This is a genomic window from Pseudomonas sp. LBUM1646 (genome assembly GCF_059716165.1).
This window is the reverse complement of record NZ_CP166810.1, coordinates 3,792,526-3,818,517: the sequence shown is the minus strand read 5'-3', so window position 1 is coordinate 3,818,517 and position 25,992 is coordinate 3,792,526. Positions and strand designations below refer to the sequence as shown.

Annotated in this window: 12 protein-coding genes; 8 read left to right on the top strand and 4 right to left on the bottom strand. The window is 61.1% G+C overall.

Annotated elements, in window-relative coordinates:
* Nucleotides 1-87: 87 nt before the first annotated feature.
* Nucleotides 88-12,522, top strand: coding sequence for a filamentous hemagglutinin family protein (locus tag ACA071_RS17410; RefSeq protein WP_497640282.1), 12,435 nt, complete (start codon nucleotides 88-90; stop codon nucleotides 12,520-12,522).
* 329 nt (nucleotides 12,523-12,851) lie between these two features.
* Here the strand turns inward: ACA071_RS17410 and ACA071_RS17405 are convergent, their stop codons facing one another.
* From ACA071_RS17405 to ACA071_RS17390, 4 genes are all read right to left on the bottom strand, one after another.
* On the bottom strand, nucleotides 12,852-13,118 hold the full coding sequence (locus ACA071_RS17405) for a short-chain dehydrogenase (protein ID WP_497640281.1): 267 nt from the start codon (nucleotides 13,116-13,118) through the stop codon (nucleotides 12,852-12,854).
* On the bottom strand, nucleotides 13,115-13,399 hold the full coding sequence (locus ACA071_RS17400; RefSeq protein WP_497640280.1) for a DUF3077 domain-containing protein: 285 nt from the start codon (nucleotides 13,397-13,399) through the stop codon (nucleotides 13,115-13,117). Before ACA071_RS17400 ends, ACA071_RS17405 begins: the two co-directional genes overlap by 4 nt.
* A 425-nt stretch (nucleotides 13,400-13,824) precedes the next feature.
* Nucleotides 13,825-16,857, bottom strand: coding sequence for a hypothetical protein (locus ACA071_RS17395; RefSeq protein ID WP_497640279.1), 3,033 nt, complete (start codon nucleotides 16,855-16,857; stop codon nucleotides 13,825-13,827).
* A 221-nt stretch (nucleotides 16,858-17,078) separates the two neighbouring features.
* On the bottom strand, nucleotides 17,079-18,029 hold the full coding sequence (locus tag ACA071_RS17390) for a SphA family protein (protein ID WP_497640278.1): 951 nt from the start codon (nucleotides 18,027-18,029) through the stop codon (nucleotides 17,079-17,081).
* A 205-nt stretch (nucleotides 18,030-18,234) separates the two neighbouring features.
* Between ACA071_RS17390 and ACA071_RS17385 the strand changes: the two genes are divergently transcribed.
* From ACA071_RS17385 to ACA071_RS17355, 7 genes are all read left to right on the top strand, one after another.
* Nucleotides 18,235-19,275, top strand: a complete 1,041-nt coding sequence (locus tag ACA071_RS17385; RefSeq protein ID WP_497640277.1) for an AraC family transcriptional regulator — start codon at nucleotides 18,235-18,237, stop codon at nucleotides 19,273-19,275.
* Nucleotides 19,276-19,503: 228 nt separating this feature from the next.
* The gene (locus tag ACA071_RS17380; RefSeq protein WP_497640276.1) at nucleotides 19,504-20,391 is read left to right on the top strand and encodes a Dyp-type peroxidase; all 888 of its coding nucleotides are present in this window, start codon (nucleotides 19,504-19,506) and stop codon (nucleotides 20,389-20,391) included.
* Nucleotides 20,392-20,409: 18 nt separating this feature from the next.
* Nucleotides 20,410-21,375 (top strand): Gfo/Idh/MocA family protein, encoded by a 966-nt coding sequence (locus tag ACA071_RS17375; RefSeq protein ID WP_497640275.1) that lies wholly within the window; start codon nucleotides 20,410-20,412, stop codon nucleotides 21,373-21,375.
* Nucleotides 21,376-21,644: 269 nt separating this feature from the next.
* On the top strand, nucleotides 21,645-22,397 hold the full coding sequence (locus tag ACA071_RS17370; protein WP_497640274.1) for a GntR family transcriptional regulator: 753 nt from the start codon (nucleotides 21,645-21,647) through the stop codon (nucleotides 22,395-22,397).
* Nucleotides 22,394-24,124, top strand: a complete 1,731-nt coding sequence (locus ACA071_RS17365) for a fumarate reductase/succinate dehydrogenase flavoprotein subunit (RefSeq protein WP_497640273.1) — start codon at nucleotides 22,394-22,396, stop codon at nucleotides 24,122-24,124. The genes ACA071_RS17370 and ACA071_RS17365 overlap by 4 nt, the downstream gene beginning before the upstream one ends.
* A 25-nt stretch (nucleotides 24,125-24,149) precedes the next feature.
* Nucleotides 24,150-24,395, top strand: a complete 246-nt coding sequence (locus ACA071_RS17360; RefSeq protein WP_007946457.1) for a 4Fe-4S dicluster domain-containing protein — start codon at nucleotides 24,150-24,152, stop codon at nucleotides 24,393-24,395.
* 123 nt (nucleotides 24,396-24,518) lie between these two features.
* On the top strand, nucleotides 24,519-25,925 hold the full coding sequence (locus ACA071_RS17355) for an ABC transporter substrate-binding protein (RefSeq protein WP_497640272.1): 1,407 nt from the start codon (nucleotides 24,519-24,521) through the stop codon (nucleotides 25,923-25,925).
* The last annotated feature ends 67 nt before the right edge of the window (nucleotides 25,926-25,992 follow it).

Sequence of the window (25,992 nt, the reverse complement as noted above, 5' to 3'; positions counted from 1 at the left end):
CGGCCAGCGCCAACCGCCTTATCCCATATCAGCAGCGCCCGCCGTTGCAGCAGCCCGTTTCCGAGAATTGCAAAAGGAAGAGTAGTGATGCCTCGCGGTAAAACCACGCCTGATCTGAATGTCCCTGTGCGCTCACTGGAGCATCCGTTGTTGCGCTTGAAACCGCTGGCCCAGGCCATCGCGTTGCTGATGATCGCCGGCAGTGCCGAAGCGGCCACGGCGTTCAGTTCCGGTTGGTTCGCCGCCAAGGGCGCAGCCCAGGCCAGTGGTACCGCACGCCCCGGCGCACAGGTGCCCGGCGCGCCACCGCCATTGGCCCAGCAGCAGCGGGTCAATCAGCAATTGCAGCGTTCGCTGGATAACCTGAACAACACCGTGGCGGCGATTGCCGCGCAACAAGCGGCGCAAGCGGCGGGGCGACAGTTTGCTTTGGGGCAACCGCAGAGCATCCCTAATGGATTGGGCGAGGGTGGGCTGAAGGTCGATGACAATGCGCTGACCAAGGGCTGGATCAACGCCAACGCGCCGCAGCAGACCCAGGCCGACGGCAAGACCACCGTGCGTATCCAGCAGACCGCCGACAAGGCGATCCTCAATTGGGAAACGTTCAACGTCGGCCGCGATACCACCGTGGAATTCGGCCAACAGTCGAACTGGGCGGTGCTCAACCGGGTCAACGATCCGAGCGCCCGCGCCAGTGTGATTGCCGGCCAGATCAACGCGCCGGGCACGGTGCTGCTGGTCAACCGTAACGGCATCCTGTTCAGCGGCAGCAGCCAGGTCAATGTGCGCAATCTGGTGGCCGCCGCCGCGACCATCAGCGATGACCAGTTCAGCAAAAACGGTCTGTACGTCGACCAGAACGGCACCCAGCCCACCTTCAGCGAGGCGTTCGGCAAGGTCGAGGTGCAACGGGGCGCCGTGCTGCAAACCCTGCCGGCCGGCTCCTCCACGCAGTCCGGCGGTTATGCCTTACTGCTCGGCAGCGAAGTACACAACGACGGCACCATCATCACGCCCAAAGGCCAGGCAACCCTGGCCGCTGGCGACAGCTTTTACATCCGCCGAGGCGCGGGCACCGAGGGCAACCAGCAATCGACTACTCGCGGCAACGAAGTGGCGACCAGTCTCAAGACGGGCAGCACGGCGGGTACGGTGATCAACAGCGGCTTCATTCAAGCCGCGACCGGCGACATCACCCTGACCGGACATCAGATTGAGCAAAACGGCGTACTGCTGGCCAGCACTTCGGTGGACACACGGGGCACGATTCATCTGCTCAACGCCGCCAGCGATGCCACCGGCAGCGTCACGCTGGGCCAGGGCAGCGTCAGTACGATCCTGTTGGAGCAAGACGGGGCGGCGCTGGACAGTCAGCGCGAGGCCGCGATCAACAACCTCAACGGTGTGCTACCAAACAACGCCACCGGGCGGTTCGACAACCTGAGCAAAGTCAGTGATCGCACCGACCAGTCGCGGGTGGAGATCGTCAGCGGCGGCACAGTGGATTTCGCGGGGGGCTCGATTGTGCTGGCCACCGGCGGCCAGGTCGCGGTCAGCGCCGGCAAACGCAGCCTGGTGCGCGACGGCGCGATCATCGACGTGTCTGGCGCGGTCGGCGTCAAAGTGGCGATGGAAGCCAACAGCATCAAGGTCAACATCCAGGGTAACGAACAGCGCGATGCTTCGGGCAACCGTGAGCAGGGCAGCCTCAACAGCACGGACGTGTGGGTCGATGTGCGTGACCTGGTACACGTGGCCGCCGGGGTCAACGGCTATGCCACGGACCGTTGGTACACCGCCGGCGGCTTGCTGGAAGTCGGCGGCTACCTCGGCACCCGCAACCACAGCATCGGTGAATGGATGGCCCAGGGCGGCAGCCTGACCTTCACCGGTAACGATCTGGTCACCCGGCAAGGCTCGCAGATCAACCTGTCGGGCGGCACCCTCGATGTGCAGGGTGGCGTGGTTCAGCAGAGCTGGCTCAAGGGCGCCGATGGTCGCCTGTATGAAGTGTCCAAGGCCCCCGGTGATTTGCTCTACACCGGCGTCTACAAAGGCTATGAAGATCACAGCGAGCGCTGGGGCCAGACCGACTATTTCTACAACCCGCTTATTGCGCCCCGTGAGCGTTACGAAAATGGCTACACCGTGGGCCGCGATGCCGGGCAACTGGTGGTTGCGACCAACAATGCCGTGCTTGAAGGCGAGCTCGTGGGCAAGACCTTCCAGGGTGACCGGCAAACCCAGGCGCCCCAGGCCGGGCTTGACGGTTACCAGCAAACCCAGAACAGCGCCGCCCGAGGCGCGCAGTTAATCGTCGGCAGTTACGTGCTGCGTTATCTGCAAAGTGCCGGCACCCTGAATTATCAGTTGGGCGCGGTGCTGGACAAGGTCAACTTCAGTGATGAATCACCGTTGGTCAGCGACACCATCGCGCTGGACGACACGGTAGCCACCGAACGCAAAGGCAACCTGACGTTGAACAGCCGTCTGCTGAATGACTTCGAACTGGGCGCGATCAAGGTCGCCGCCAAGGACCGGATCGTGGTCGATGGCGCGTTGCAGGTGACCCCCGGTGGCGACATCACCCTGTACGGCCCGCGCATCGACGTGAACGCCGACCTGACTGCGCATAGCGGCAGCCTTCTGGTCGGCAACGTGCTCAATCAACTGAATCTGGACAAGGTAGAAGACACGCAACTGAATGCACCGACCGGCAGCAAAGTCGCCGTCGTCGTGACCAACGGCGTGCAGCTGGATGCCAGTGGCTTGTGGCGCAACCAATCGTTGAGCGACGTGCAAAGCGACGGCCTGGCCTATCGCAACGGCGGCACGGTGGCGTTGCGCAGCAGTGGCGACGTGCTGTTGCAGCAGGGCAGCCGGATCGATGTATCGTCGGGCGCGACCTTGCTCAGCAACAATAAATTGCAGGGTGGTCGCGGTGGCGATATCACCCTGGCGGCCAACGCCAACAGCAGCGGTTCCAGCAGCCAGTTGTTGATCGGTGCCGAGCTGCTGGGGTACGGCGTCGATGGCGCCGGCACCCTGGATATTCAGGCCGGAAAAGTGCAAATCGGCAGTCCGACAAGGGGCATGGATGACGACTCGCTAGTACTGGCCGCCGACTTTTTCAACAAAGGTTTCGGCCAGTACCGGGTGAGCGGTAACCAGGGCCTGACGGTGCTGGCGGACAGCCAGGTCAACGTCACCCGGCCGGTGTATCGCCTGCGCCCGGACGTGCAGGGCAACGCCAGTTCGCAGATCGGGCAGTTGCTGGAAGTGTGGACCCCGCAGCTGTATCAGGAAGACCCGATCAAGGGCGTGCTCAGCCAGCGGGCGGGCGCGGATTTGAGCCTGAGCGCCGGCACATTGCTCTCGCCTTTGAGCGACCGGCCGGACGTCAGCCTGACCCTTGAGAAGGGCGCGGTGCTCAACGTCGATCCGGGACGGGCATTGAACCTGGCGAGCATCGGCCAGTTGACCGTCAACGGTCAGCTCAACGCCTGGGGCGGTTCTGTGAACCTGGGCCAGATCAACCCGGTGACGATTGCCAATGGGCTCGACGAGGCGGCGCATCAACGCTCGATTCGCCTGGGCAGCAGCGGCGTGATCGATGTGTCGGCACGGGCCGTGACGGCCATCGATGCCCAGGGCCGGCGTTACGGCCAGGTCGGCGCGGGCGGCAGCATCATGATTGGCGGCGACATCAACGCCGATCAGGGCACGACCAAGGCACCGGACCTGTTTGTAGTGTTGGAACAGGGTTCGCGGCTGCTGGCCGACGGCGCCCAGGCTGAGCTGGACATTCGTGACCAAGGCCCGCGCTCGATAGCCAGCGCCGGTGGCAAGATTGCCTTGAGTTCCAACAATGGCTTGGTCATCGACGGCCAGCTCAGCGCGGCATCCGGTGGCGTGGCCGCGGCAGGCGGCAGCCTGTCGGTGGCGCTGGAGACGGGTTTCTATCTCAAGCGCAGTATTGACAATGCGCTACGGGTCCCCCGGGAGCTGGTGATCTCCCAAGGGCCGGGTACGGCGGTCGATCTATCGGCCCCGCTGGCTTATGGTCAGGGGCGGCTTGACGTAGAGCGTGTTGCCAATGGCGGTTTCGACAACCTGTCGCTACTCAGTAACGGCATTCTTTCGTTTGACGGTGATGTGAATCTGAGCCTCAAACAAAGCCTGAGCCTGTACGCCGGCTCGCTGGCACTGACGGAAAATGCCGCCAGCGGCAGTCGTGTATCGTTGCAGGCACCGTACCTACGCCTGGCGGGGGCCACGGCCAGCGGTTCTACCACCGGTTCTGATGCGGCCGTGCGGCCGACGGTGCAAGGCGGTTTGTCGACCCGCGACAGCCTCGCGCAACTGCAACTGAGCGCCGAGCTGATGGAGGTGCGCGATAACGTCACCTTTGGCGCCCATGGTCTCCTGGAACAAAACCAGGGGCCGGACCTGCTGGTGGACCGCCGCGGCTTTGCGCAAACCACTTTGCGAGCTGGCGGTGATCTGCGTTTCCTTGGCGCTTCGGCACTTAATGCCGGGGGTGTGACGCAACTGCAGAGCAACGCCGACCTGAAACTGCTGGCGGCGCAGCTTTACCCGGTTACCGGGGCTAACGCGAGCATCAGGACCACCGCCGAATCCACCCTGGCCATCGGGCGGACCACTGACACGTTGCCGGCCATACCCTATTCGGCGTTCGGCCAATTGAGCCTGGATGGCGGAACCATTCTCCAGGGCGGAGTAATTCGGGCGCCGCTCGGCTTGTTGAGCTTCGGTGTCACGCCAAACGTTTTGCAGACCCTGTCGTTCCTGCCCGGTAGCCTGACTTCGGTCAGCGGCAACGGCTTGTTGATGCCCTATGGTGGCACGGTCGACGGCCTGACCTATCAATACAACGGCAAGACGGTCGAGTTGCTTGGCGCAGGCGGCAGCGTGGGCAAAAGCGTGCTGTCAGTGGGTATTTCACTGAGATCCCCGCGCATTGATGTGCAACCAGACGCGGTGTTGGACTTGTCCGGCGGTGGCGAATTGACCGGCGCCGGGTTTATCGCCGGGCGCGGCGGCTCCACTGACGCGCGGTACAACCCGTTGGTACAAAACGGCGCGGATGGCCGCTTCACTTTGCCGGGGCTTTCGAGCAATCCGGTGTACGCCATCGTGCCGGGCAGTGCATCGGCTTACGCGCCGCTGGCGGGTGAGAGCGGGGTACGGGACCCGGTAGTCGGCCAGCGAATTACGCTGGATGCCGGTGTGCCGGGGTTGCCGGCCGGTACTTATACCTTGATGCCGGCCAGTTACGCCCTGTTGCCCGGCGCGTTCCGGGTTGAACTCAATGGCCTGGCCAGTGCTGGCAGCCTGAGCAAAAGCCTGGCGATGCGTAATGGTTCGTGGGCCACCTCTGGCCGTTTATCCATCGCCGGCACCGGGATTGGAGATCCGCTGTCCAGTCAATGGATCGTCACCTCCGGCGATGTGCTGCGCCGTTACGCGCAGTACAACGAAACCGGTTATGCCGCGTTCGCCAAGGCAGATGCTGCGCTCAAAGGTGTGCCACGGCCGATGATCGAGGCGGACGGCAAGACGCTTTTGCTGAATTTCACCGGCACCGGCAACCCTGAGCAAACCTTCAACTTCAAGGGCCTGGCTGCGTTTACGCCGGCCAGCGAAGGATTGGGGGGCAGCGTTGGCGTCGTCGGCGGTAACGCGCTGGAAGTGTTGGGGGCCGGACAATCCGCGATGCCGGACCTCACCGGGCCATCGATCTATGCCAGCGAACTCAATGCGCTCAAGGCACCGAGACTGTCCCTCGGTGCGCTGCCGGGCGTGCTCTATGGCCAGGGCGGTAACCTGGTGACGTTCGATGCTCAAGTGCGCGATGTTTATGTGCGCCAAGGGGCAACGCTGCAGGCCGGGGAAGTGTTTCTGGTGGCGAACGGAAAGAATGGCGATGGCATCGTCATTGAGCAAGGCGCGAGCATCAACACCCTCGGGCAGGGTAATGCGCCTTACGATTCACGCAGTGGCTACATTTTTGATCCGGGCCAAAATGGTCTGCTAGCGGTGTCCAATGGTTGGCTCGATGTATTACCACCCACCGCTTCGGCGGCCGGGGTCACCGGCGCCAGCCCGGTGCGCATAGGCCGGTGTACATCGCTGACCTGCACCGGTACGACAGAGCTGTACTCGGCAGGCTCGATCACGGTGGCCACCGATAACACCTTCAACCTGGATGATTCGGTACGTTTCGGCACACGAAACCTGATCCTGGCGGTGGGCGGGGTCAACATCGGTTCGACCGAGGCCCTGGCTGCCGCGCAGCAACGCGACGCCTTGCCCCAGGGGCTGACGCTCAATCAGCAAGTGCTTGATCGTCTATTGCTTGGTGACGCTTCCAAAGGCGCGCCGGCCCTGGAAAACCTGGTGCTCAACGCTCGAGATTCGGTGAACTTCTATGGCAACGCCGAACTCAGCACCCTCGACCAGAACGGTCAGTCGCGCTTGCAACGCCTGGTGCTCGGCACGCCGGCCATCTATGGCTATGTCGCGGCGGATGAGCGGGCGACGATTCGCACCGGCACCCTGGTGTGGAACGGCACCACGAGCCCGGCCGCTGCACCCATTGCTAACGGTGCAGGTACTGGCAATGGTGCGCTGGATATTCTGGTCGATACCCTGGAGTTCGGTTACGGGCCGAGCAGCCAGGCGAACAACAATGACAGTCAGCGCCTGGCCCTGGGCTTCAGTCAGGTCAAGCTGACGGCGAACCAGCGCATCACAGCCAACCATATCGGTGGCCTGAAGGTCTATCAGGCGCAAGGCGATTACGTGCCCGGCAGCGGTTTCACCTACAGCGGTGGCGATCTGCGGGTCAACACGCCGCTGTGGACCGGTGAGGCCGGTTCGGTCAACCGGATCAAGGCCGGGGGCGCTATTACGGTGGCCGGGATTGCCGGTCGTAGCGCCGCAGTCGCTGACGATTCGGCACTGGGCGCGGAACTGTCCCTTGAAGGCCTCAGTGTGCTGCTCGACAGCACCGTGCGCCTGCCCAGCGGCAAACTGACCCTGGCCAGCACCGGCGACCTGACCCTCGGCGACGCCGCACAACTGGACCTGGCCGGCCGCGAGTTGCTGCTCAACGACGTGCGCAAATACAGCTGGGGCGGCGACCTGATCCTCAAGAGCGCAACCGGCAACATCCGCCAGGCTGGCGGGTCGGTCATTGACTTGAGTGCGCGCAACAACTACGCCGGGCAATTGAGTGCCTACGCCGTGAACGAGGCCGCCGGCCTGGTGGATTTGCAGGGGCAAATCCTCGGCAGCGCCAGCGGTGACTACAACGCCGGTGGCACCCTGGTGCCTTATGCGGCGGGCGGTGTGGACATTCGCGCGCAGAGCGTCGGGGATTTCGCCGCGCTCAACCAGCGGCTGAACCGCGATCAAGTGTTTGGCTCGCGCAGCTTCCAGCTCAAGCGCGGCGACCTGGTGATCGGCAATGAGCTCAAGGCCAATGAAATCAATGTCTCGGTGGACAACGGCAGCCTCACGGTACTCGGCACAGTCGATGCCAGTGGCCGCAAGGTGGGCAGTATTCGCCTGGCGGGCAAGACCGGGTTGACCCTGGCGAGCACGGCGCTGCTCGATGCCCATGGCACGCAGTTGCGGGTCGACAGCTACGGCAAGATCATCGATTCACCGAACCACGCTTTGATCGAGTTGACGGCCCAGGATGGCCCGTTGGTGTTGGCGCAAGGTTCAAGGATCGACCTGCGCCACGGGACTGATGCACCGCTGGGCAATGGTGCCGGGCAGAACGATGGCCGCCAGCGTGGCACCCTCGAACTGAATGCCCGACGCCTGGGCGCGGATGATATCGACATCGATGCCCGTGGGCCGTTGGCGATTCAGGGCGCGCGGGACATCACGCTCAATGCCGTGCAGCGCTACACCGATGCACCGTTGGGCAGCGGCAACAATGCCGACGGTCGTCCGTATCAAGTCATCGATCAGGCGTATCTCGACGGCAAGCACGCCGAAAGCACCGCTTTCATCGACGCCGCGCTGGTCAACACCGCGTTGCTCAATGGCAAGCTCGCCGGGCTGAATAACCCGACCTACGCTGATGCCTTCCATTTGCGTCCCGGTGTGCAAATCGCCAGTGCCACGGCCAACGGCGACATGGTGATTTCGGGTGATGTCGACTTGTCCGGTTACCGCTACGCCAGCCTAAACCCCCACAGTCAGAAAACGTCTGTCTACGGTTCCGGCGAACCGGGTAGCCTGGTGATTCGCGCCGGGGGCAACCTGGATATTTTCGGCAGCGTCACTGATGGTTTTATGCCACCGGACCCGGCGGATGCCGTCGGGCGCACCGATGGCAACGGTTGGTTGCTGATCCCCGGCAAGCAACCGTTCGGTGGCGATGTGGTGGTGCCTCGAGGAGGCATCGAACTGGCGGACGGCACCCAGTACCCGGCGGGCAGCGTGCTCAACTATGACCTGCCGTTCAAGGCCATGACCCTGAACGCCGGCACCCTGTTACCCAACGCGTTGGTGCTCGATACCCCGCTGAACCTGGCGGCCGGCACCTTGCTCAGCGCCGCGGTGCGCGATGCCAATGGCGATGTGTTGTACGCCGCCGGGACGATCTTGCCCGAGGCCGTGACATTGCCGTCCGACACACGCCTGGACGCTGGCAGCCGCTTCACTGTGGCGGTCACCGTGAAGTCCGGTGTCTGGCCCAAGGGCGTGGCCTTGCCGGACACCGGGCTGGTGCAATCGGGCGCCAATACCTTGCCGATTGGTGGTCTGATCCCGGCCGAAACCGACGTCAAGTTGGCAGATGGCACTGACCTGATCGAATTGCGCCCCAGCGTCAACGGTCAACAGGGCCGCAACTGGGCGGTGGCGACGATGTTGCCGGACGGTTCGTTGTCGTGGTCGATGCGCCTGGTGGCCGGGGCTGATACCGAGGCGGCGGATAGTCGCCTCACGCGGGTAGATGGCAGCGAAGGGCATTTGCGCCTGGCGGACGGGCATTACATGGCCAAGCGCGAAACCACCGGTGAGGATCCCGGCACTGGCTGGCTCTGGAGCGACGAAAATGGTATTGCCGACCCGGGAACGCCTGTACCTGAGGATCAGGTGTATCTCTGTGACATGCTTCCTAGCTGGTGTGTGCCGGTGCCGGTCAAAACGGTATGGGTTTGGGGCCCCGACAATCCCGTCGCGGACCCGGGAACGCCAGTCCCGGAAGATCAGATCCAGTTTTGTACGCTCTTCCCGACATGGTGTGTTGAAGTTCCGGTGCCGCCGGAGCCCCTGCGCACCGTCGCCACTCCGAGCACACAGTTGTTCAGCGTATTGCGCACCGGCACCGGTGATCTCGACCTGCTCAGCGCCGGTGACTTCAGCATGCAATCGCTATTTGGTATCTACACGGCGGGCACCCAATCGGCTTCGCTCGCCAGTGCTAGCAGTGATCCCTGGCAACAATCTCGCGGACGCGGGGCCGACGGCACAGTATTGGGTGTTGATGCCAGTGCCTACGAACCGTTGACCCAGGGTGCGGCGTATCAAGCCTGGTATCCGGAGCAGGGCGGTAACCTGCGCCTGAACGCCGGCGGGCAACTGCACGGCGATACGCTCGGGCATAAAACCGAAACCCAAGGCATCCGCCCGCAGCTTGGGTCGGCGGCGGTCGGCAACTGGCTGTGGCGTCAGGGCATGGGCAACGGTTCGGATATTCCGACGGCCTGGTGGATCAACTTCGGTACGTTCGTGGGGCAACCCAGTGGCGACCCGGCGCTGGTGGGCTTCACCGGTATCGGTACGCTGGGCGGCGGTAATCTGGATATCAGTGCTGCCGGTGACGCGGGGTTACTGGGTTACAGCGGTGTGACAGGTGATTCGTTAGTGCAGCGTAGCCAGGGTATCAACCTGGCTGTGGGCAGCAGCGGTCGAGTGGCCAGTGATGGCAACCTGGTGTTGACCGGCGGTGGCGACATGCAAGTGCGCATCGGCGGCCAGCTCAACCCGTCGGCAACCGCTCGTGCAGCCACCAGCGGCTCAACCTCCGATCTCAAAGGCACCCTGGTCAACCTGCGCGGTTCACTGCAACTGCAGGCCGGTGCTATCGGTGCGCTGGATCTGAGCTACGGCAGTTATAGCTCCTACCAGGACCCCAAAGAGTCCCGCGCTTATGATGCCTATGTCGCAACCCTGGCCGAGGCTCAAGGGGGGATGACGGTGGTGGCCGGTGATGCCGGCGTGCAGTTGAACAGCCGAGGTGATCTGGTGCTCGACGGGGTGGGCGACCCAGGGCGTCTGGAGATGAAGAACACCACGGGCTTCAAGGATGCATCAGGCACAGACCATGACGGTTTTGGATACAGCGGCTTCTCTCTGTGGACCCCCAACACCGCGATCGACTTGTTCAGTGCGGGCGGCAATCTGACGCCATTTTTGAACACTGAAAACAAACCAAGCCTGAACACGCCTGCCGTTGGCGGACGGATGTTCTATCCCTCGATCCTGCGCGCAGTCGCGGCCAATGGCAGTCTCTATTACGGCTCTTCGGCATCCGGTCGCAGTAGTGAGTCATCGACTTTTTCGCTGATGACAGCACCGTCGGCCAATGCCGAACTGCAACTGATTGCTGGCGATTCGATCTATGCCGGCGGTTATGCGGTGACACAGTCCGGGGCTGATCCGGCGCGAATCCCCACGCCGTTCAACCCGGCTTTTATGGGCACCAATCAGTTCGGGGGCGTTCTCTACAGCAACCTGAGTGCGGACATTTACAACAAAGAGGTGAATAAATTCTCGTTGTTCACCTTCGGTGCCGATACCTTCACCACTATGGCCTGGCCGGAGCGCCAACCGGTGCGCTTCTACGCCATTGACGGCGACATCGTTGGCTTGCGCACCGGGGAAATCCTGCGTTATGGAAACTCGGGCAACGAAGTTCGCTATGAGGGCAGTGGCCCGCTACGGGTCATGGCCGGGCGTGACATCGTCAATGCCGGCGTGCCGTTGGGCACAAACACCATCGTGCCGACGGAGGTCAGTGGTAATACGGGTGGGCAATCCACCGGCAACCTGATCGTCCACAGTCGGGCCGATGATATTTCCGTCGTGTCGGCGGGGCGTGACATTCGTTTGAGCACCTTCAACGTCGCCGGCCCCGGTTTGCTGGAAGTCAGTGCCGGCCGCAACCTGTACGGTGCCGGTTCAGGCGTGGGGCAGGTCTACCAGGAAGGCGGGTTTAACAGCATCGGCAATGTCGATGCCCGCTCTTCGGTCAATGAGAGCGGTGCGTCGATCTCGCTGATTGTCGGTGCCGGCGCCCAAGGGCCGAATTATCAAGGTTTGCTGACGCGTTATTTGGGGCAGGGAGCGATCAAGAACTACAGCGCTGATTTGAACCAGTGGCTGCGCGAGCGCTTCGGTTTCAGCGGTGATGACCGTCAGGCAGCGGACTATTTCGCGGCATTGCCGGCGGAGCAGCAACGGGTCTTTGCCCGCAAGATCTACTTCGCCGAACTGAAGGTGGGCGGCCGCGAATACAACACCGTCGGCGCCACCCGCAGCGGCAGTTACGTGCGAGGGCGCGAGGCAATTGCTGCGCTGTTCCCGACCAAGGATGTGGCCGGCAATACCATCAACTACGACGGTGACGTCACGCTCTACGGCGGCGCGGGCATCCACACCGATTTCGGTGGCGACATCCAGGTACTGACGCCGGGCGGACGGCAAATCTACGGCATCGAAGGTGCCGCGCCACCGTCGACGGCGGGGGTGATCACTCAGGGTTCCGGCGATATCCAGCTGTATTCCCAAGGCAGCATCCTGCTGGGCCAGAGCCGGATCATGACCACGTTCGGCGGCTCGATTTTCGGCTGGTCGGCCCAGGGCGACATCAACGCCGGTCGCGGCTCGAAAACCACCGTGGTCTACACCCCGCCAAAACGCGTCTACGACACTTGGGGCAACGTCACCCTGTCGCCGTCGGTGCCGAGCACTGGCGCCGGGATCGCGACGTTGAATCCGATTCCCGAAGTGGCGCCGGGGGACATCGACCTCATTGCACCGCTGGGCACCATCGATGCTGGCGAGGCGGGGATCCGAGTGTCGGGCAACGTCAACATCGCCGCGCTGACGGTGGTCAACGCGGCGAACATCCAGACCCAGGGCAAGTCGTCCGGGGTGCCGGTGACCGCGTCGGTCAATACCGGGGCGATTACCTCGGCCAGCTCGGCGGCGTCTTCGGCGACACAAGCGGCGGAGGATGTGGCGCGGCAGCAGCAAGCAGCGGCGCGACAGAATCAGGCGTCGGTGTTCACCGTGCAGGTGCTGAGCTTTGGCTCGGAACAATTGGCACCGTCCCGCGATGGCGCGAGCCTGGCACCGACGAAGGGCTACAACCCCGACAGCCCGGTGCAAGTGCTGGGCGCCGGAGCCTTGGATGAACAGGCCCGGCAGCAGTTGACCGAGGAGGAGCGCGGGCAACTGACGTTATAGAACTGGAGGAGCCGAGTTGTTCGAGATAGCGGTGTGGCAGGCGACAGTATTCTTGCCGGGCCATCGCCATCGCGAGCAAGCTCGGCTCCTACCGGGATTAACGCCGAACACAGATAGTGTGTTCACCAAAAATCCCCTGTGGGAGCGAGCCTGCTCGCGAAAGCGCCGTGTCAGCCAACATCAATGTTGAATGTGAAATAGCCTTCGCGAGCAAGCCCGCTCCCACACTAGATTGGCGCCGTCCGCAAATCTGGCGTACACCGCAGATCCGCCGTAGGAGCAAAGCTTGCTCGCGAAGACGCCAGCACAAACAACATCAACTCAGACGGTCAACCCTGAGCCCGAATCCGCCGCCCCAGCACATCCATCACATCACAGCCATCGCGCAACAACATCGCCGCCGCCTGCGCCAGTTGCTGCACATCGGCGCCCTTGGCCTGCGTGATATCAAGGCTGGCCAGACTTTCCATCATCTGCGTCACCGCTAGAAAACGACTGGCCGCGCTGCCGTGCAAAACATCCAACGGCGCTTGCGTGGCCACCAGCAACACCGCAATGTCGTGGTCATTGTTGGTCATCGGCATATGCGCATTCATGCCTCACCTCCCGCTTGTGCTGCGTGCAAACCGTCGATCGAGGCCTGCACCAGTGAGCGTGCGGTATCGAGCATGTGCTTGCTGGCCCAGCGTAATGTCTGAATGTGTTCCGGGCGGGTGGCGTTAGGGGCTTGATGGGCGAGGGCTTCGGCGCAGCTGAGGTAGACGGAAGCGTGTTCCAGGGCGTCGAGCAGGGGGATGTCGGGTTGTACGGCGAAGAGGTGATGGTCGACGTGGTCGCAGCGGGCGAAGGGGGTGGATTTTGTGGTTGCGTTGGTCATGTGCATCTCCTGAAAAATGGAGTGGCCACGTCATCGCCGTCAAACGAATCAGGTGGCAACTGTACGCAGGTTGACGGACCGGTTCAGGAACCCGGCGCACTCGAAAGTGCCCCACGCACAGCTGCCATAGCGCTGCACAAGGTCCTGAAAAACGCCGAGCCGTCAAACCCGATCACGAATGAGTCGTGACAGGCGCGAGGATAGGGAGAGAGGGCAGGGCAGTCAACCAACGCAACGCCCGAAACAGCTGCTTTTCCTGTAGGCGTTTTCCAGGCATGACCCCGATCCCGTAGGCGCTGTCGAAGGCTGCGATCTTTTGATCTTGCCCTAACAATTAAGATCAAAAGATCGCAGCCTTCGGCAGCTCCTACAACAATGAGTGGAGCCTGTTGAATAAATACGTCACTTTTTTCGATAGATTGTTGTTATGGAGTTAGCTCCATGTTATCTATTGCAGAAATAAAGCTGCCACCAGCCCTCAATGTGGTGACTTCAATTGTTTTTATGTTGGGTTTTTCAAAGACTATTTCAAAAAGTTCCGTTGGTCCTTGTGACTTTGGTCGGATTGTTTTGCTATCTAAAAAGCTTCCGCTAGAAGAGTAACAGTCATACTTCACATACTCTATATCGTATCTGTCGGAGCCACTCCATAGGCTAACAAAAAATTTTACTTTCGGGTGGGTTGAATTGAAGATTATGGTTCCGGTTTCTGTAGCGTATGCCGGTTTTGCGCTAAAACTTATTGCTATGCCTTCAACTTTTCCAGGGTACATATAATAATCTTCGAGGGCGACCACATCCAGCCCCAGTCCAGCGCTTTTCTTTTGCATGGTCATGTGCTTGGTCGTTACTGAAGGGAGACTAAAGTGTGGTGTCAAATAATCAAAGTCATCAATTAATATGTTTGGTGCAGAGATTATGTTTGTCTTTAGTGTTTGAAATTTCAAGGTTTCCGTTTCGTCATCAGCCGTGCTAAGTGCGACCCTGAACTCAAGTAATAATTCGGAGTTATTTTTTAAGTCGTTGAGTTTAGTGCGAGGGATCGGCTGGTTTATGCCCTCTGCTAATTCTTTTTCAGTCACATTTTTGTTTTCGAGTATTGGAATAACTATCGTGCTTCCATCTTCTCGCGTACCGACACACTGACACCAAACCTTCTGTCCCAATGCGATTAATGGCAACCAAGGCTCAATACTGGCAGTGGCGTCCCCTGCGAATGTATTGAGGTCCAGGATCGCCGTTCCTTTAGTTTCTGGGATTGATGGCACCGGCAACCGCACGTCCCCATCCGCAATCCGACTCACCGTCAGCACCAAAGGCAATGACTCCACTGGCGGTGTTCCTGGCTGAATCAACACCCCTATCAGGTCAACATCCTTGCCATGCCGCGCCGCCAAAAACGCCGGGCTAAGGTTGAAGTCCGATTGTCCGCCGATAAAGTCCTGTTCGGGAAACGGCACGGCGCCCGGTGCAGGGTTAATCTCTTTCAGCTGTGCTTTGTCGCCGGGACTGCTGGCAAACGTCATCTGCACAGTTACGCCACTCGCATAAGTCAGCACATCAATCGGACTGGTAGCCGGCGGTAGCAGGGTCGGCGGCGTCAATTCCAGCCGCGCACTGCCAATACTCAACACCCGCTCGCGAGAAAAACGCAGCGGTTCCCCCGCGCGCTTGAGGTAATAATCCACCGTCACTGTGCCATTGAGGTTGGGACCAATGTGTCTCGGGTCCACCCAGAACGGCACCGGTTTGCCGGCGGTGTGGATGGTCAGCGGGATTTCGTACAGTGGGTGGGCGCCAGTGACAGAACCTACCCAGCGCAAGCCGACGATATCTTTGGCGCGGGTTTCGATCACCGGGTCGTTGAAACGGGCCGTGATGTTGGCGCCGGTCGGGGCGTTTTCCGGTAACAGCACGTCTTTGCTGTCGGCTTCGGTGACATCGGGGGCGCGGAACTCGGGCAGGGCCACACCGACGTTGAGTTCCAGCACCAGGGAATCACGCTCGCTGCGCACCGCCAGTTCGTCATCATTGGCTACTGTGTAATAGATCTTCAAGGTGCCGCCATTGAGGGGGCTGATTTCGCTGCCGGGCAGGCCGCGCTCGATGGGTGTGCCGACGGGCTCGCCGCTGACGATGATGGGGATCTGGTAGTAGGTCTCGCCACCGCCCGGGCGTTTGCCCTGACAATGAATGGTGATCAGGTCGCCGGGTTTGCGACCTTCGTAATACGCCACGGAAATCGTTGCGTAAGGCGAGTCGGCTGGCAGGGTACCGTTGGGGGCTTGCACCACGCTCGGTGCCGGCAAACGGCTGATGTCACCCTCCACGCTGACGCTGGCGTTTTTCGATGGCTGATCCGCCTCACCGCTGCGGATGCGCACGTAGGACACCGTGGCAAACCCTTGGGCGATGGCTTTGACGGCGGCGTTGGGGATGAAGAAGTCGAGGTGAAACGGCACGTAATCCACCAGTTTTACCAGCGGCCCGACGATGATCGGCGAGCCTTGGGCCGGGGTGCCGGTCCAGGTCAGGCGGACAGTGTCGTCCACCGCGAAGTCCGTGGCACGGGTGTAGACCCGCACGTTCACATCGTCGTTGCGCAAATCTTCGAGGTTGATGGTATTGGTCGGTTTGCTCCCAACCAGTACCAGCGGCGCCTCCAGCCGATTGCCGTCCAGATCCACCTTCACGTAGGCGAATTTGGCCCACGGCGCGCGCTCATCCGGGCGGTTATCGACGCGGTCGATGACCTGAAAGGTCACGACCACCCGCGTGCCGTCACCGGCAGCTTCGATCACGGCGCGCGTGAAGGTGATGATGATCGGGTTGTTGACCGGGTCGTCGACCTGCGCCTGAGTCACCGGGTAATAAATCACTTCCTGACTGCCCCAGCGGCAAACGATGCGGTCGAACGTGGTCCTGTGTTCATAGGGCTCGATGCGCATTTGCACGCCCCGGTCGGCCATGTCCGCGTCGACACCCCCGGAGACGTCGGTGATAAAGGTGTAATTGAACCCGGAATGCCCTTCTTCGGGACTGTCGTCATAGTTGCCAGGGCGGGTGGTCTTGACCAGGTAGGTTTCCAGCGGCTCCGAGCGTTCCGGTGTCTGGGTGCCTTGCGTGACCTGGTAAAACACCGGCATCGCGTCACCGTCCAGGACGTGTTCGCGGGGGATCCAGAGCACCACCGGCTTATCCAGTTCGTGATCAAACTCAATGGTTTTACTGACAACCGGTGAGGTGAGGCTCTGCCAATACATCTCAACTTTATCGCCGATGCCCATGGCGAGCCAGGCGCTGACGATGCATTGCAGATCCCCTTCGAGTGCACGAATCGGAATCCCGCCAGCGTAGTGGTCTGGGTCGGTCAGGGTGGTGCTGGACGGGAAGTACGGCGGACGCAACGCCAGAGGGGCATTGGGTGTTTCGGATTCAACCGGATGGAACTTGTTCATGGGGATACCTCTTCGCCGCAGGACAGGGTGGAGGTATCACACAAGAAATGGCGTTGCGCTGCCTACTGTCAGATCTGACAGTGGCGACGGACGGTCAGGGGCAAAACCTGTGGGAGTGAGCCTGCTCGCGATTGCGGCGTGTCAGTTGACATCATTATTGGCTGGTCGGCCGCTTTCGCGAGCAGGCTCGCTTGTACACATGAGTTCGATTGAGTTATCCGTCAAAACGCATACGGAATACTGATCTTCGCCCACAACATCTCGCCTTCCGGCCGGTTCTCAACGTCGAATTCCTTGGCCCAGCGAATCTCGGCGCTGGCGTATTTGAGGAAGGTCAGGTGCAGCGCCGGGCCGATGGCGAAGACCTGGCCGCGAACCCCGTCGTTGACGTCTTCGCCGTTGAATTGCACGGTCCGGCCGAACTGTTTGTCGTCGGTGGTTTGCTTGAGGTAGTAGCCGTTCAAACCGAGCATCAGGTTGTCGGTGATCTTGTAGCTGGCGGAATAATCGAAGTGGAAAATCTGTCCCGACTTGTAGTCGGTGTCCTTGTTCTTCTCGTTGAAGCTGTAGGTGGTCTTCATCGACACCTCGGTGCGCTCCGTCGGCAGCCAGGTGAAGGAGAACAGCGGTTTGTAGGTGTAGAAATTGTTGCTGGTGTTGGCCAGGCGATCGGGGCTGTATTCGCCGGTGGGCACGGTGATTTCCACGGCGGCGCCGAGGGTCAGATTCTTGCCCATGTCCCAGAGAATGATCGGCGCGATGGTGGTGTCGCCCATGCCTTCGCGGGTGTCTTGCAAGCCGAACACCGACACTTCCTGTTTGAGCCAGGGCTGCGCGATGTAGCCTGCCAGCCGACCACCAAAAATGCGCACCGGGCTCAGGTAATCAAGGCGCGGGATCACGGCGGTGGATTCGATTTCCACGTTCGGCACTTTGCCGCCGAGGGAGCTGATGTTCAGCTTCCTGGATTTGTAATGGTTGTAGTAGACGTTGAAGGCCACCATGTTGTCCGGGAGGCTGTTGACGTCCAGCGGCAGCATGAAAAAGCCATCGGTGCCGGTGCCGATGTTGTCGACGCCAGCCTCGGTGGCCGAGGCCTGCAAATGAATGGCAAACACACCAGCCAGGCTGACGGCCAGTCGCAAGCGGAATGTCGTGCGGGTCGGGTTCATGGGTGTACTCATTATTATTGTTAGGGACGCACCGCCGGCCGCGCGGGCCGTTGCATAGAAATAAGCGGTTCGGACCTTGGCGGGCAGGGTATTGGCGGCCACGTAGGGGGGCTTCTGCGGACAGCCGTAAAACCCTGTGCTAAGTTCTTTCGACATAACCGGTAACAAAAATAAGAATTCAGCCTGATCCGGGATGTCCTGCCCCATGCAAATGAAAGTCGTCGATCCTACCTACGAACTGGCACTCGTCTCGCCATTCCTGCTGCAAACCCTGGCCGAAGTCGCCGAGCTCAACGGGGTCAATTCCGAGAACCTGTGCCGTGGCCTGGGCTTCACCCTCGAAGATCTCCAGGACCCGGCGCAGCGCATTTCCTATCGCCAAGCCGTGGCGATGATCCAGCGCGCACTCAAAGTGCTGCCCAATCGCGGGCTCGGTTTGTGGGTCGGCGCGCAGAACGTGCTCGGCACCCTGGGTTTGCTCGGGCATGTGTTGTCGCTGTGCAAGACTTTGCGTGATGCGTTTGAGCTGGGCATCCGCCATCAGCACACCTCGGGCGGCATCGTGGTGTCGAGCGTGGAGGAGGCGGGGGATCGGGTGTTTGTCGATATCGAATGCCGCCTGCCGTTTGCCGATGTGCAGGTGTTTGCGGTGGAGGAGTTTTTCGCCAGTTTGTTGGTTTACGGGCGGGCGTTAGTCGGGGTCGATTTCAAGCCGATGGCGGTGGAGTTCGTGCATGCCGCGCCGGATTACGTTGCCGAGTACGCGCGATTGCTCGGGCCGGACGTGCGTTTCGGTTGCCTGCAAAACCGCATGGTGATCGCCGCGCATTGGCTGGATGTGCGACTGCCTAATCATCATTCATTGGCGTTGCGGCAGGCGGTCAAGCTGCTGGAGCTGGAAGCGGCGCAGGTGCATCAGAAGATTGATCTGATTCAAGCGGTGGAGCGGGCGATTGCCCGGGACCTGACGCGCGGCAGCCATATCGAAAAGATTGCCGGTGATTTGAACATGAGCAGCCGTACGTTGCGTCGGCGCCTGACTGAGCACGCGCTGACTTTCGAGACGTTACTGGAACAGGTGCGCCAGGCAAGGACCTTGAGTTTGTTGGCCAATCCTGAAATGTCGATCGAGCGGATTACCGAGGAGGTCGGCTATAGCGATGTGCGCAGCTTTCGCCGGGCGTTCAAGCGCTGGACGGGGATGAGCCCCAGCGCGTTTCGCCAGGATTCGCAGCCCTGTGTGTAGCAGCTGCCGAGCACCGCGAGGCAGCGTTCGGCGGCGAAGTCGTCGTAAAACCTATGCACGCGGCCCACCTGACACACCGCATAGTCTGATTTCACGACGGCTGCGCCGCCGAACGCTGCCTCGCGGTGCTCGGCAGCTGCTACGGGGATGTGGTTGATCTTTTGCCGTGAAAACACACATTTGCCGGTGCCCCGGTTAAACTCCGCGCTTCTTTCCCAAGGAGTTCATATGAGTTACTACCAGCCGGGCATTCTCGCCACCCCCGTTCCGCCTCAAGCCCGTCATATGTTCTTCGCCCTCGAATCCGCCGCCGAGCTGCCGGCCGCGCTCGACAAATTGATACAACTGGTGGACGGCCAGTCGGCGGTGGTCGGTTTCGGTGAATCCCTGGTCAAGGCCCTGCACGGTCAGATCGAAGGCCTGCGCGCATTCCCGGCCATGACCGGCGTTGGTGTCGACAACCCGTCGACCCAACACGCGCTCTGGTGCTGGCTGCATGGCGTCGACCGTGGTGAATTGCTCAATCGCAGCACCGCCATCGAAGCCGCGCTGGCCCCGGCGTTCCGTTTGGTGCAGATGAACGAAACCTTCCGCCACCTCACCGGCCACGACCTGACTGGCTACGAAGACGGCACCGAAAACCCCCACGACGAGGCCGCCGTGGCCGCCGCGCTGGTCAGTAACGGCGCCGATGGCACGGTCGGTGGCAGCTTCGCCGCGATCCAGCAGTGGCAGCATAATTTGAAAGGCTTCAACGCCATGCCGTCCCATGAAAAGGACAACATCATGGGCCGTCGCCTGAGCGACAACGAAGAACTCGACGACGCGCCGATCTCCGCCCACGTCAAACGCACCGCCCAGGAAAGCTTCACACCCGAAGCCTTTGTGGTCCGTCGTTCGATGCCATGGATCGAAGGTCACCGCGCCGGCCTGATGTTCCTCGCGTTCGGCTTCTCCCTTGACGCGTTCGAAGCGCAACTGCGGCGCATGAGCGGTCTGGAAGACGGCATCACCGATGGTTTGTATCGCATGAGCCGGCCGATCACTGGCGGCTACTACTGGTGCCCGCCGCTGAAGGACGGTCACCTGGACCTGCGCGCTTTGCGCATCGGCTAAATCTATCAAGGAGTGAATATGAACGTGGTGCGCTGGGGCATGATTGGTTGTGGGGATGTCACCGAACGCAAGAGCGGGCCGGCCTTCTACAAGGCGCCCGGTTCGGCGTTGGTGGCGGTGATGGGGCGACGGCGGGAGGCGGTGACCGACTATGCCGCGCGCCACGGCATCGCCCGGGTTTACACCGATGCCCAGTCGCTGATCAACGACCCCGAGGTGGATGCGGTGTACATCGCCACGCCACCCGACAGTCACCACGCTTTCGCTCTGATGGTCGCCGCTGCCGGCAAACATTGCTGCGTCGAAAAACCGATGTCGCTGAATGCCGGGCAAAGCCGTGAGATGCAAAAGGTCTTTGCCGATGCCGGGCTGCACCTGTTCGTTTCCTACTACCGACGTTCGCTGCCGCGTTTCCAGCAAGTGCGGCAATGGCTGGAGGAGGGGCGGATCGGCGAGGTCCGGCACCTGACCTGGACGTTGACCAAAACCCCTTCACCGGCAGATTTGGGTGGCTCCGATAATTGGCGTACTGATCCGGTGATTGCCGGTGGTGGTTATTTTGCTGACCTGGCCAGCCATGGGTTTGACCTGTTCCAGTACTTGCTCGGCGATATCGTCGACGTCGCCGGTTTTACGGCGCAGCAGGCCCGATTGTATGCGGCAGAAGACGCGGTCAGCGCCAGTTGGCGCTTTGCCTCCGGGGCATTAGGCATGGGCTGCTGGAATTTCGTGGCGGATCGGCGTGAGGATCGGGTCGAGGTGATTGGCAGCAAGGGCCGAATCAGTTTCGCGGTGTTTGATGAGCATCCGGTGGTGCTCGAAGCCGATGAAACCCTCAGCCTGAACATCGATCATCACGAACACATCCAGTGGCATCACGTGCTGGGCATGAATGCGCACATCCGTGGCGAAGCGCAGCATCCGGCGGTGGCCGAACAGGCGTTGAAGACCGATTGGGTGATGGACCAGATCCTCAAGCGTTAACGCGGTTTTTCCGTAGCAGCTGTCGAGCACCGCGAGGCAGCGTTCGGCGGCGAAGCCGTCGTAGAGTCAGCCACCGCGGTGTTTCAAATAGACCGCAGCGCTGGGTTTACGACGGCTTCGCCGCCGAACGCTGCCTCGCGGTGCTCGACAGCTGCTACATCGGTTCGCGTTCGTGCGGCGAATCTATCGTTATGCTCAAACAGTATTTCTCAACCATCGCATCGGTTCTCTAAGATCACGTCATAACTCGTTATAACAAGTGATCTCGGATGACCGATAACGTTCTTTCCCTCAGCAGTGTTCCTCTGCACACCCAACTCCGCGACGTACTCCGTGCCCGCATTCTCGACGGCGAATACCCGCAAGACAGCCAGATGCCGTCCGAAAGCGAACTTGGCGCGTTGTTCAAAGTCAGCCGCATCACCGTGCGCCAGGCCCTGGGGGATCTGCAGAAAGAAGGGCTGATCTTCAAGATCCACGGCAAGGGCACTTTCGTCGCCAAGCCGAAAACCTTCCAGAACGTCAGCACCCTGCAAGGCCTGGCCGAGTCCATGACCGGTCGCGGCTATGAGGTGATCAACCGCCTGCGCAGCTTCAAATTCATTGCCGCCGACAAACGGGTCGCCGAGCGTTTGCAGGTGGCCGAAGGCGAAACCGTGGCGCAGATCAAACGCGTACGGCTGATCAACCGCGAGCCAATCTCGCTGGAAATCACCTACCTGCCCAAAGCCATCGGCGAGCGGCTGGAGAAGGCTGACCTGGTGACCCGCGACATCTTCCTGATCCTGGAAAACGATTGCGGCCTCGCGCTCGGCCACGCCGACCTGGCCATCGACGCGGTGCTGGCTGACAGCGACCTGACCCAGGCGCTGAACGTCGAACCCGGCTCGCCGATCATGCGCATCGAACGCCTGACCCACGACGCCAGCGGCCAGCCTGTGGACTTCGAACACCTTTACTACCGTGGCGATGCGTTCCAGTACCGCTTGCGGATCGATCGGCAAAAAGGGGATCAGGCATGACCCGAAACACTTTGGAGCAGGAATACGACATTGTCGTGATCGGCGGCGGCACCGCTGGCCCGATGGCGGCGATCAAGGCCAAGGAACGCAACCGCGATCTGCGTGTGTTGTTGATCGACAAGGCCAATGTCAAGCGCAGCGGCGCGATCAGCATGGGCATGGACGGCTTGAACAACGCGATCATTCCCGGGCACTCGACGCCGGAGCAGTACACCAAGGAAATCACCATCGCCAATGACGGCATCGTCAATCAGGCAGCGGTGTATGCCTACGCCACCCACAGCTTCGAAACTATCGAGCAACTGGACCGCTGGGGCGTGAAGTTCGAGAAGGACGAAACCGGCGACTATGCGGTGAAAAAGGTCCACCACATGGGCGCCTACGTGCTGCCGATGCCGGAAGGGCACGACATCAAGAAAGTGCTGTACCGCCAGTTGAAACGCGCGCGGGTCAGCATCACCAATCGCGTCGTTTGCACGCGTTTGCTGACGGACGAAGAGGGCGCGGTCAACGGCCTGATGGGTTTTGACTGCCGCACCGCCGATTTCCATGTGATCAAGGCCAAAGCCGTGATCCTCGCCTGCGGCGCCGCCGGACGCTTGGGCTTGCCGTCCTCGGGCTATTTGATGGGCACCTACGAAAACCCGACCAACGCTGGCGACGGCTACGCCATGGCCTATCACGCCGGGGCCGAACTGGCGAACCTCGAATGCTTCCAGATCAACCCGCTGATCAAGGATTACAACGGCCCGGCCTGCGCCTACGTCACCGGCCCATTGGGCGGCTACACCGCCAACAACAAGGGCGAACGCTTTATCGAGTGCGATTACTGGAGCGGCCAGATGATGTGGGAGTTCCACCAGGAACTCGAAAGCGGCAACGGCCCGGTGTTCCTCAAACTCGATCACCTGGCCGAGGAAACCATCCAGAACATCGAAGAGATCCTGCACAGCAACGAACGCCCGAGTCGTGGTCAGTTTCACGCCAATCGCGGCACGGACTACCGCACGCAAATGGTCGAAATGCACATCTCCGAGATCGGATTTTGCAGCGGGCATTCGGCGTCGGGGGTGTGGGTCAACGAGCGGGCCGAGACGTCGGTCAAGGGTTTGTACTCGGCGGGCGACATGGCCGCGGTGCCGCATAACTACATGCTCGGCGCCTTCACCTACGGCTGGTTTGCCGGCACCAACGCGGCGGATTTTGTCGCCGGGCGCGAGTTTTCAGCCGTCAATGCCCAGCAGGTCGAAACGGAAAAACAACGGGTCTACGCACCCCTGGACCGCGAACACGGCCTGCCGCCCGCGCAAGTCGAATACAAACTGCGACGCTTCGTGAACGACTACCTGCAACCGCCGAAAGTGACCAAGAAGATGCAAATCGGCCTGCAGCGTTTCAGCGATATCCAGCGTGACCTCGATCAGATCAAGGCCCACAACCCTCACGAGCTGATGCGCGCCATGGAAGTCAGCATGATCCGCGACTGCGCCGAAATGGCCGCCCGGGCTTCGTTGTTCCGTGCCGAAAGTCGCTGGGGGCTTTACCACTACCGGGTCGACCACCCGCAACGCAACGACAGCGACTGGTTCTGCCATTGCCACCTGAAGAAGGGCGACGACGGCCAGATGACCAGTTTCAAGAAAGCCGTCGAGCCTTACATCATCCCGCTCGATGCCGAAGAAATGCAGGCCTACGACCGCCTGCGGGTCGGCGCGTTTGCGGCCTGACGCCTAAACCAAGAGAGCCCGAACCATGGCCTATCAACCCCAGGAAATCTTCTTCCGCTCCAACGCACCAGTGACGGTCGACGAGGACCTTTGCATCGCCCACAAAGGCTGCACCGTGTGCGTCGACGTCTGCCCGATGGACCTGCTGGCGATCAACCCGGCCACGCAAAAGGCCTACATGGCGTTCGATGAATGCTGGTATTGCATGCCGTGTGAAAAGGACTGCCCGACCGGGGCGGTGAAGGTCGAGATTCCTTATCTGTTGCGTTGAACACCGCTTGCGTTAAAGCCATCCGGCAACACCGGACGCCTGATTCAAACACCCCTCGTTTCCCACCGCGCCCTGATCGTGGCGGAGACGAACATCCTATAAATGATTCGAGGGGAAATACTCATGTTATTGCGTGCAGCATTCGCCGGTCTGGTTCTGGCCTCATTCACCTTGTCCGCCTCGGCTGAAACCATCCGCATTGCCATCGGCACCCAGGACACCACCATCAACTGCGCCGCTGGCGGTCTGTTGATCCGTGAACTCGGCTTGCTCGACAAATACCTGCCCCACGACGGCCAATATAAAGACGCCAAATACGAGGTGGAGTGGAAGAACTTCACCAGCGGCGCGCCGCTGACCAATGAGATGGTCGCCGGCAAACTCGACTTTGGGGCCATGGCCGATTTCCCCGGCGCGTTCAACGGTGTGGCGTTCGAAACCGCCGGCAAGCACAGTCTGTTTATCAGCGTGCTGTCAGGCAGTATCAAGGGCAGCGGCAACGGCATTGTGGTGCCGAGCGCGTCCGGCGTGCAGTCGTTGGCGGAGCTCAAGGGCAAGACCATTTCCGTGCCGTTTGCTTCCACCGCTCACGGCATGCTGCTGCGTGCTGTGGCCGCCCAGGGATGGGACCCGCTGAAAGACGTGAACATCATCGCCCAACCGCCGGAAGTCGCCGGTTCGGCGTTGCAGGCCGGGAAGATCGATGCCCACGCTGATTTCGTGCCGTTTGCTGAACTGTTCCCGAGCCGTGGTTTTGCTCGCAAGATTTATGACGGTGCCCAGGCCAATGCACCGACTTTCCATGGCGCTTTGGTGGATCAGGCTTATGCGAAAAAGTACCCGGAAATCGTCGTCGCTTACCTGCGAGCCAGCATTGAAGCCAATCAACTGCTGGCGGCAGAACCGGAGAAATACAGCGAGTTGATCGCCAAGGTCACCGGGGTCGATGCCGAGGTCAATTACCTGTTCCATGGTCCGCTGGGCGTACAGACCCGCGACCTGAGCTGGAAGCCGGAATATCGCCAAGCGGTCGGCACGGCCATCGATACCCTCAAGTTGTTGAAGAAGGCTGATCGCGGGCTGGACCTCAATACCTTCATCGACGACCAGTACATCCGCGCTGCGTTCAAGGCGTCGAACCTGGACTACACCGCGCAACTGGCCAACTACGCGCAGACCCCGCTCAAGGCTGTGGATGCGGCGAGTGGCAAAGCCATCATCGATTTCAGCCATGTGGCGGAAATTTGGGTGCGCGGTGAACCGAAAGTCCGGCAGTACGCCTCGGCGGAATCGGCGTTCACCGCGCTGGCCAGCTTGAAAGCCGAAGGCAAAAACATCCGCGCGGTGTATGCCCAGGCGAGTGACAGCGGGATCAAGTTGCTGGCGGATCAAGCGTGGTTTGCCAGTGACGCGAAAGGCCGCCTCAGCGCCTTCCTGCTCAAAGGCCAGGCCCAACAATTCGCCACGGCCCAGGGCGGCAAAGTCCTCGACTTCACCGACGCCACCACCCAGGCCGTGGCCACCCGCTGAGTCAGATCGTTCCCACGCTCCGCGTGGGAATGCCGCCAGGGACGCTCCGCGTTCCGTTCTTGAATGT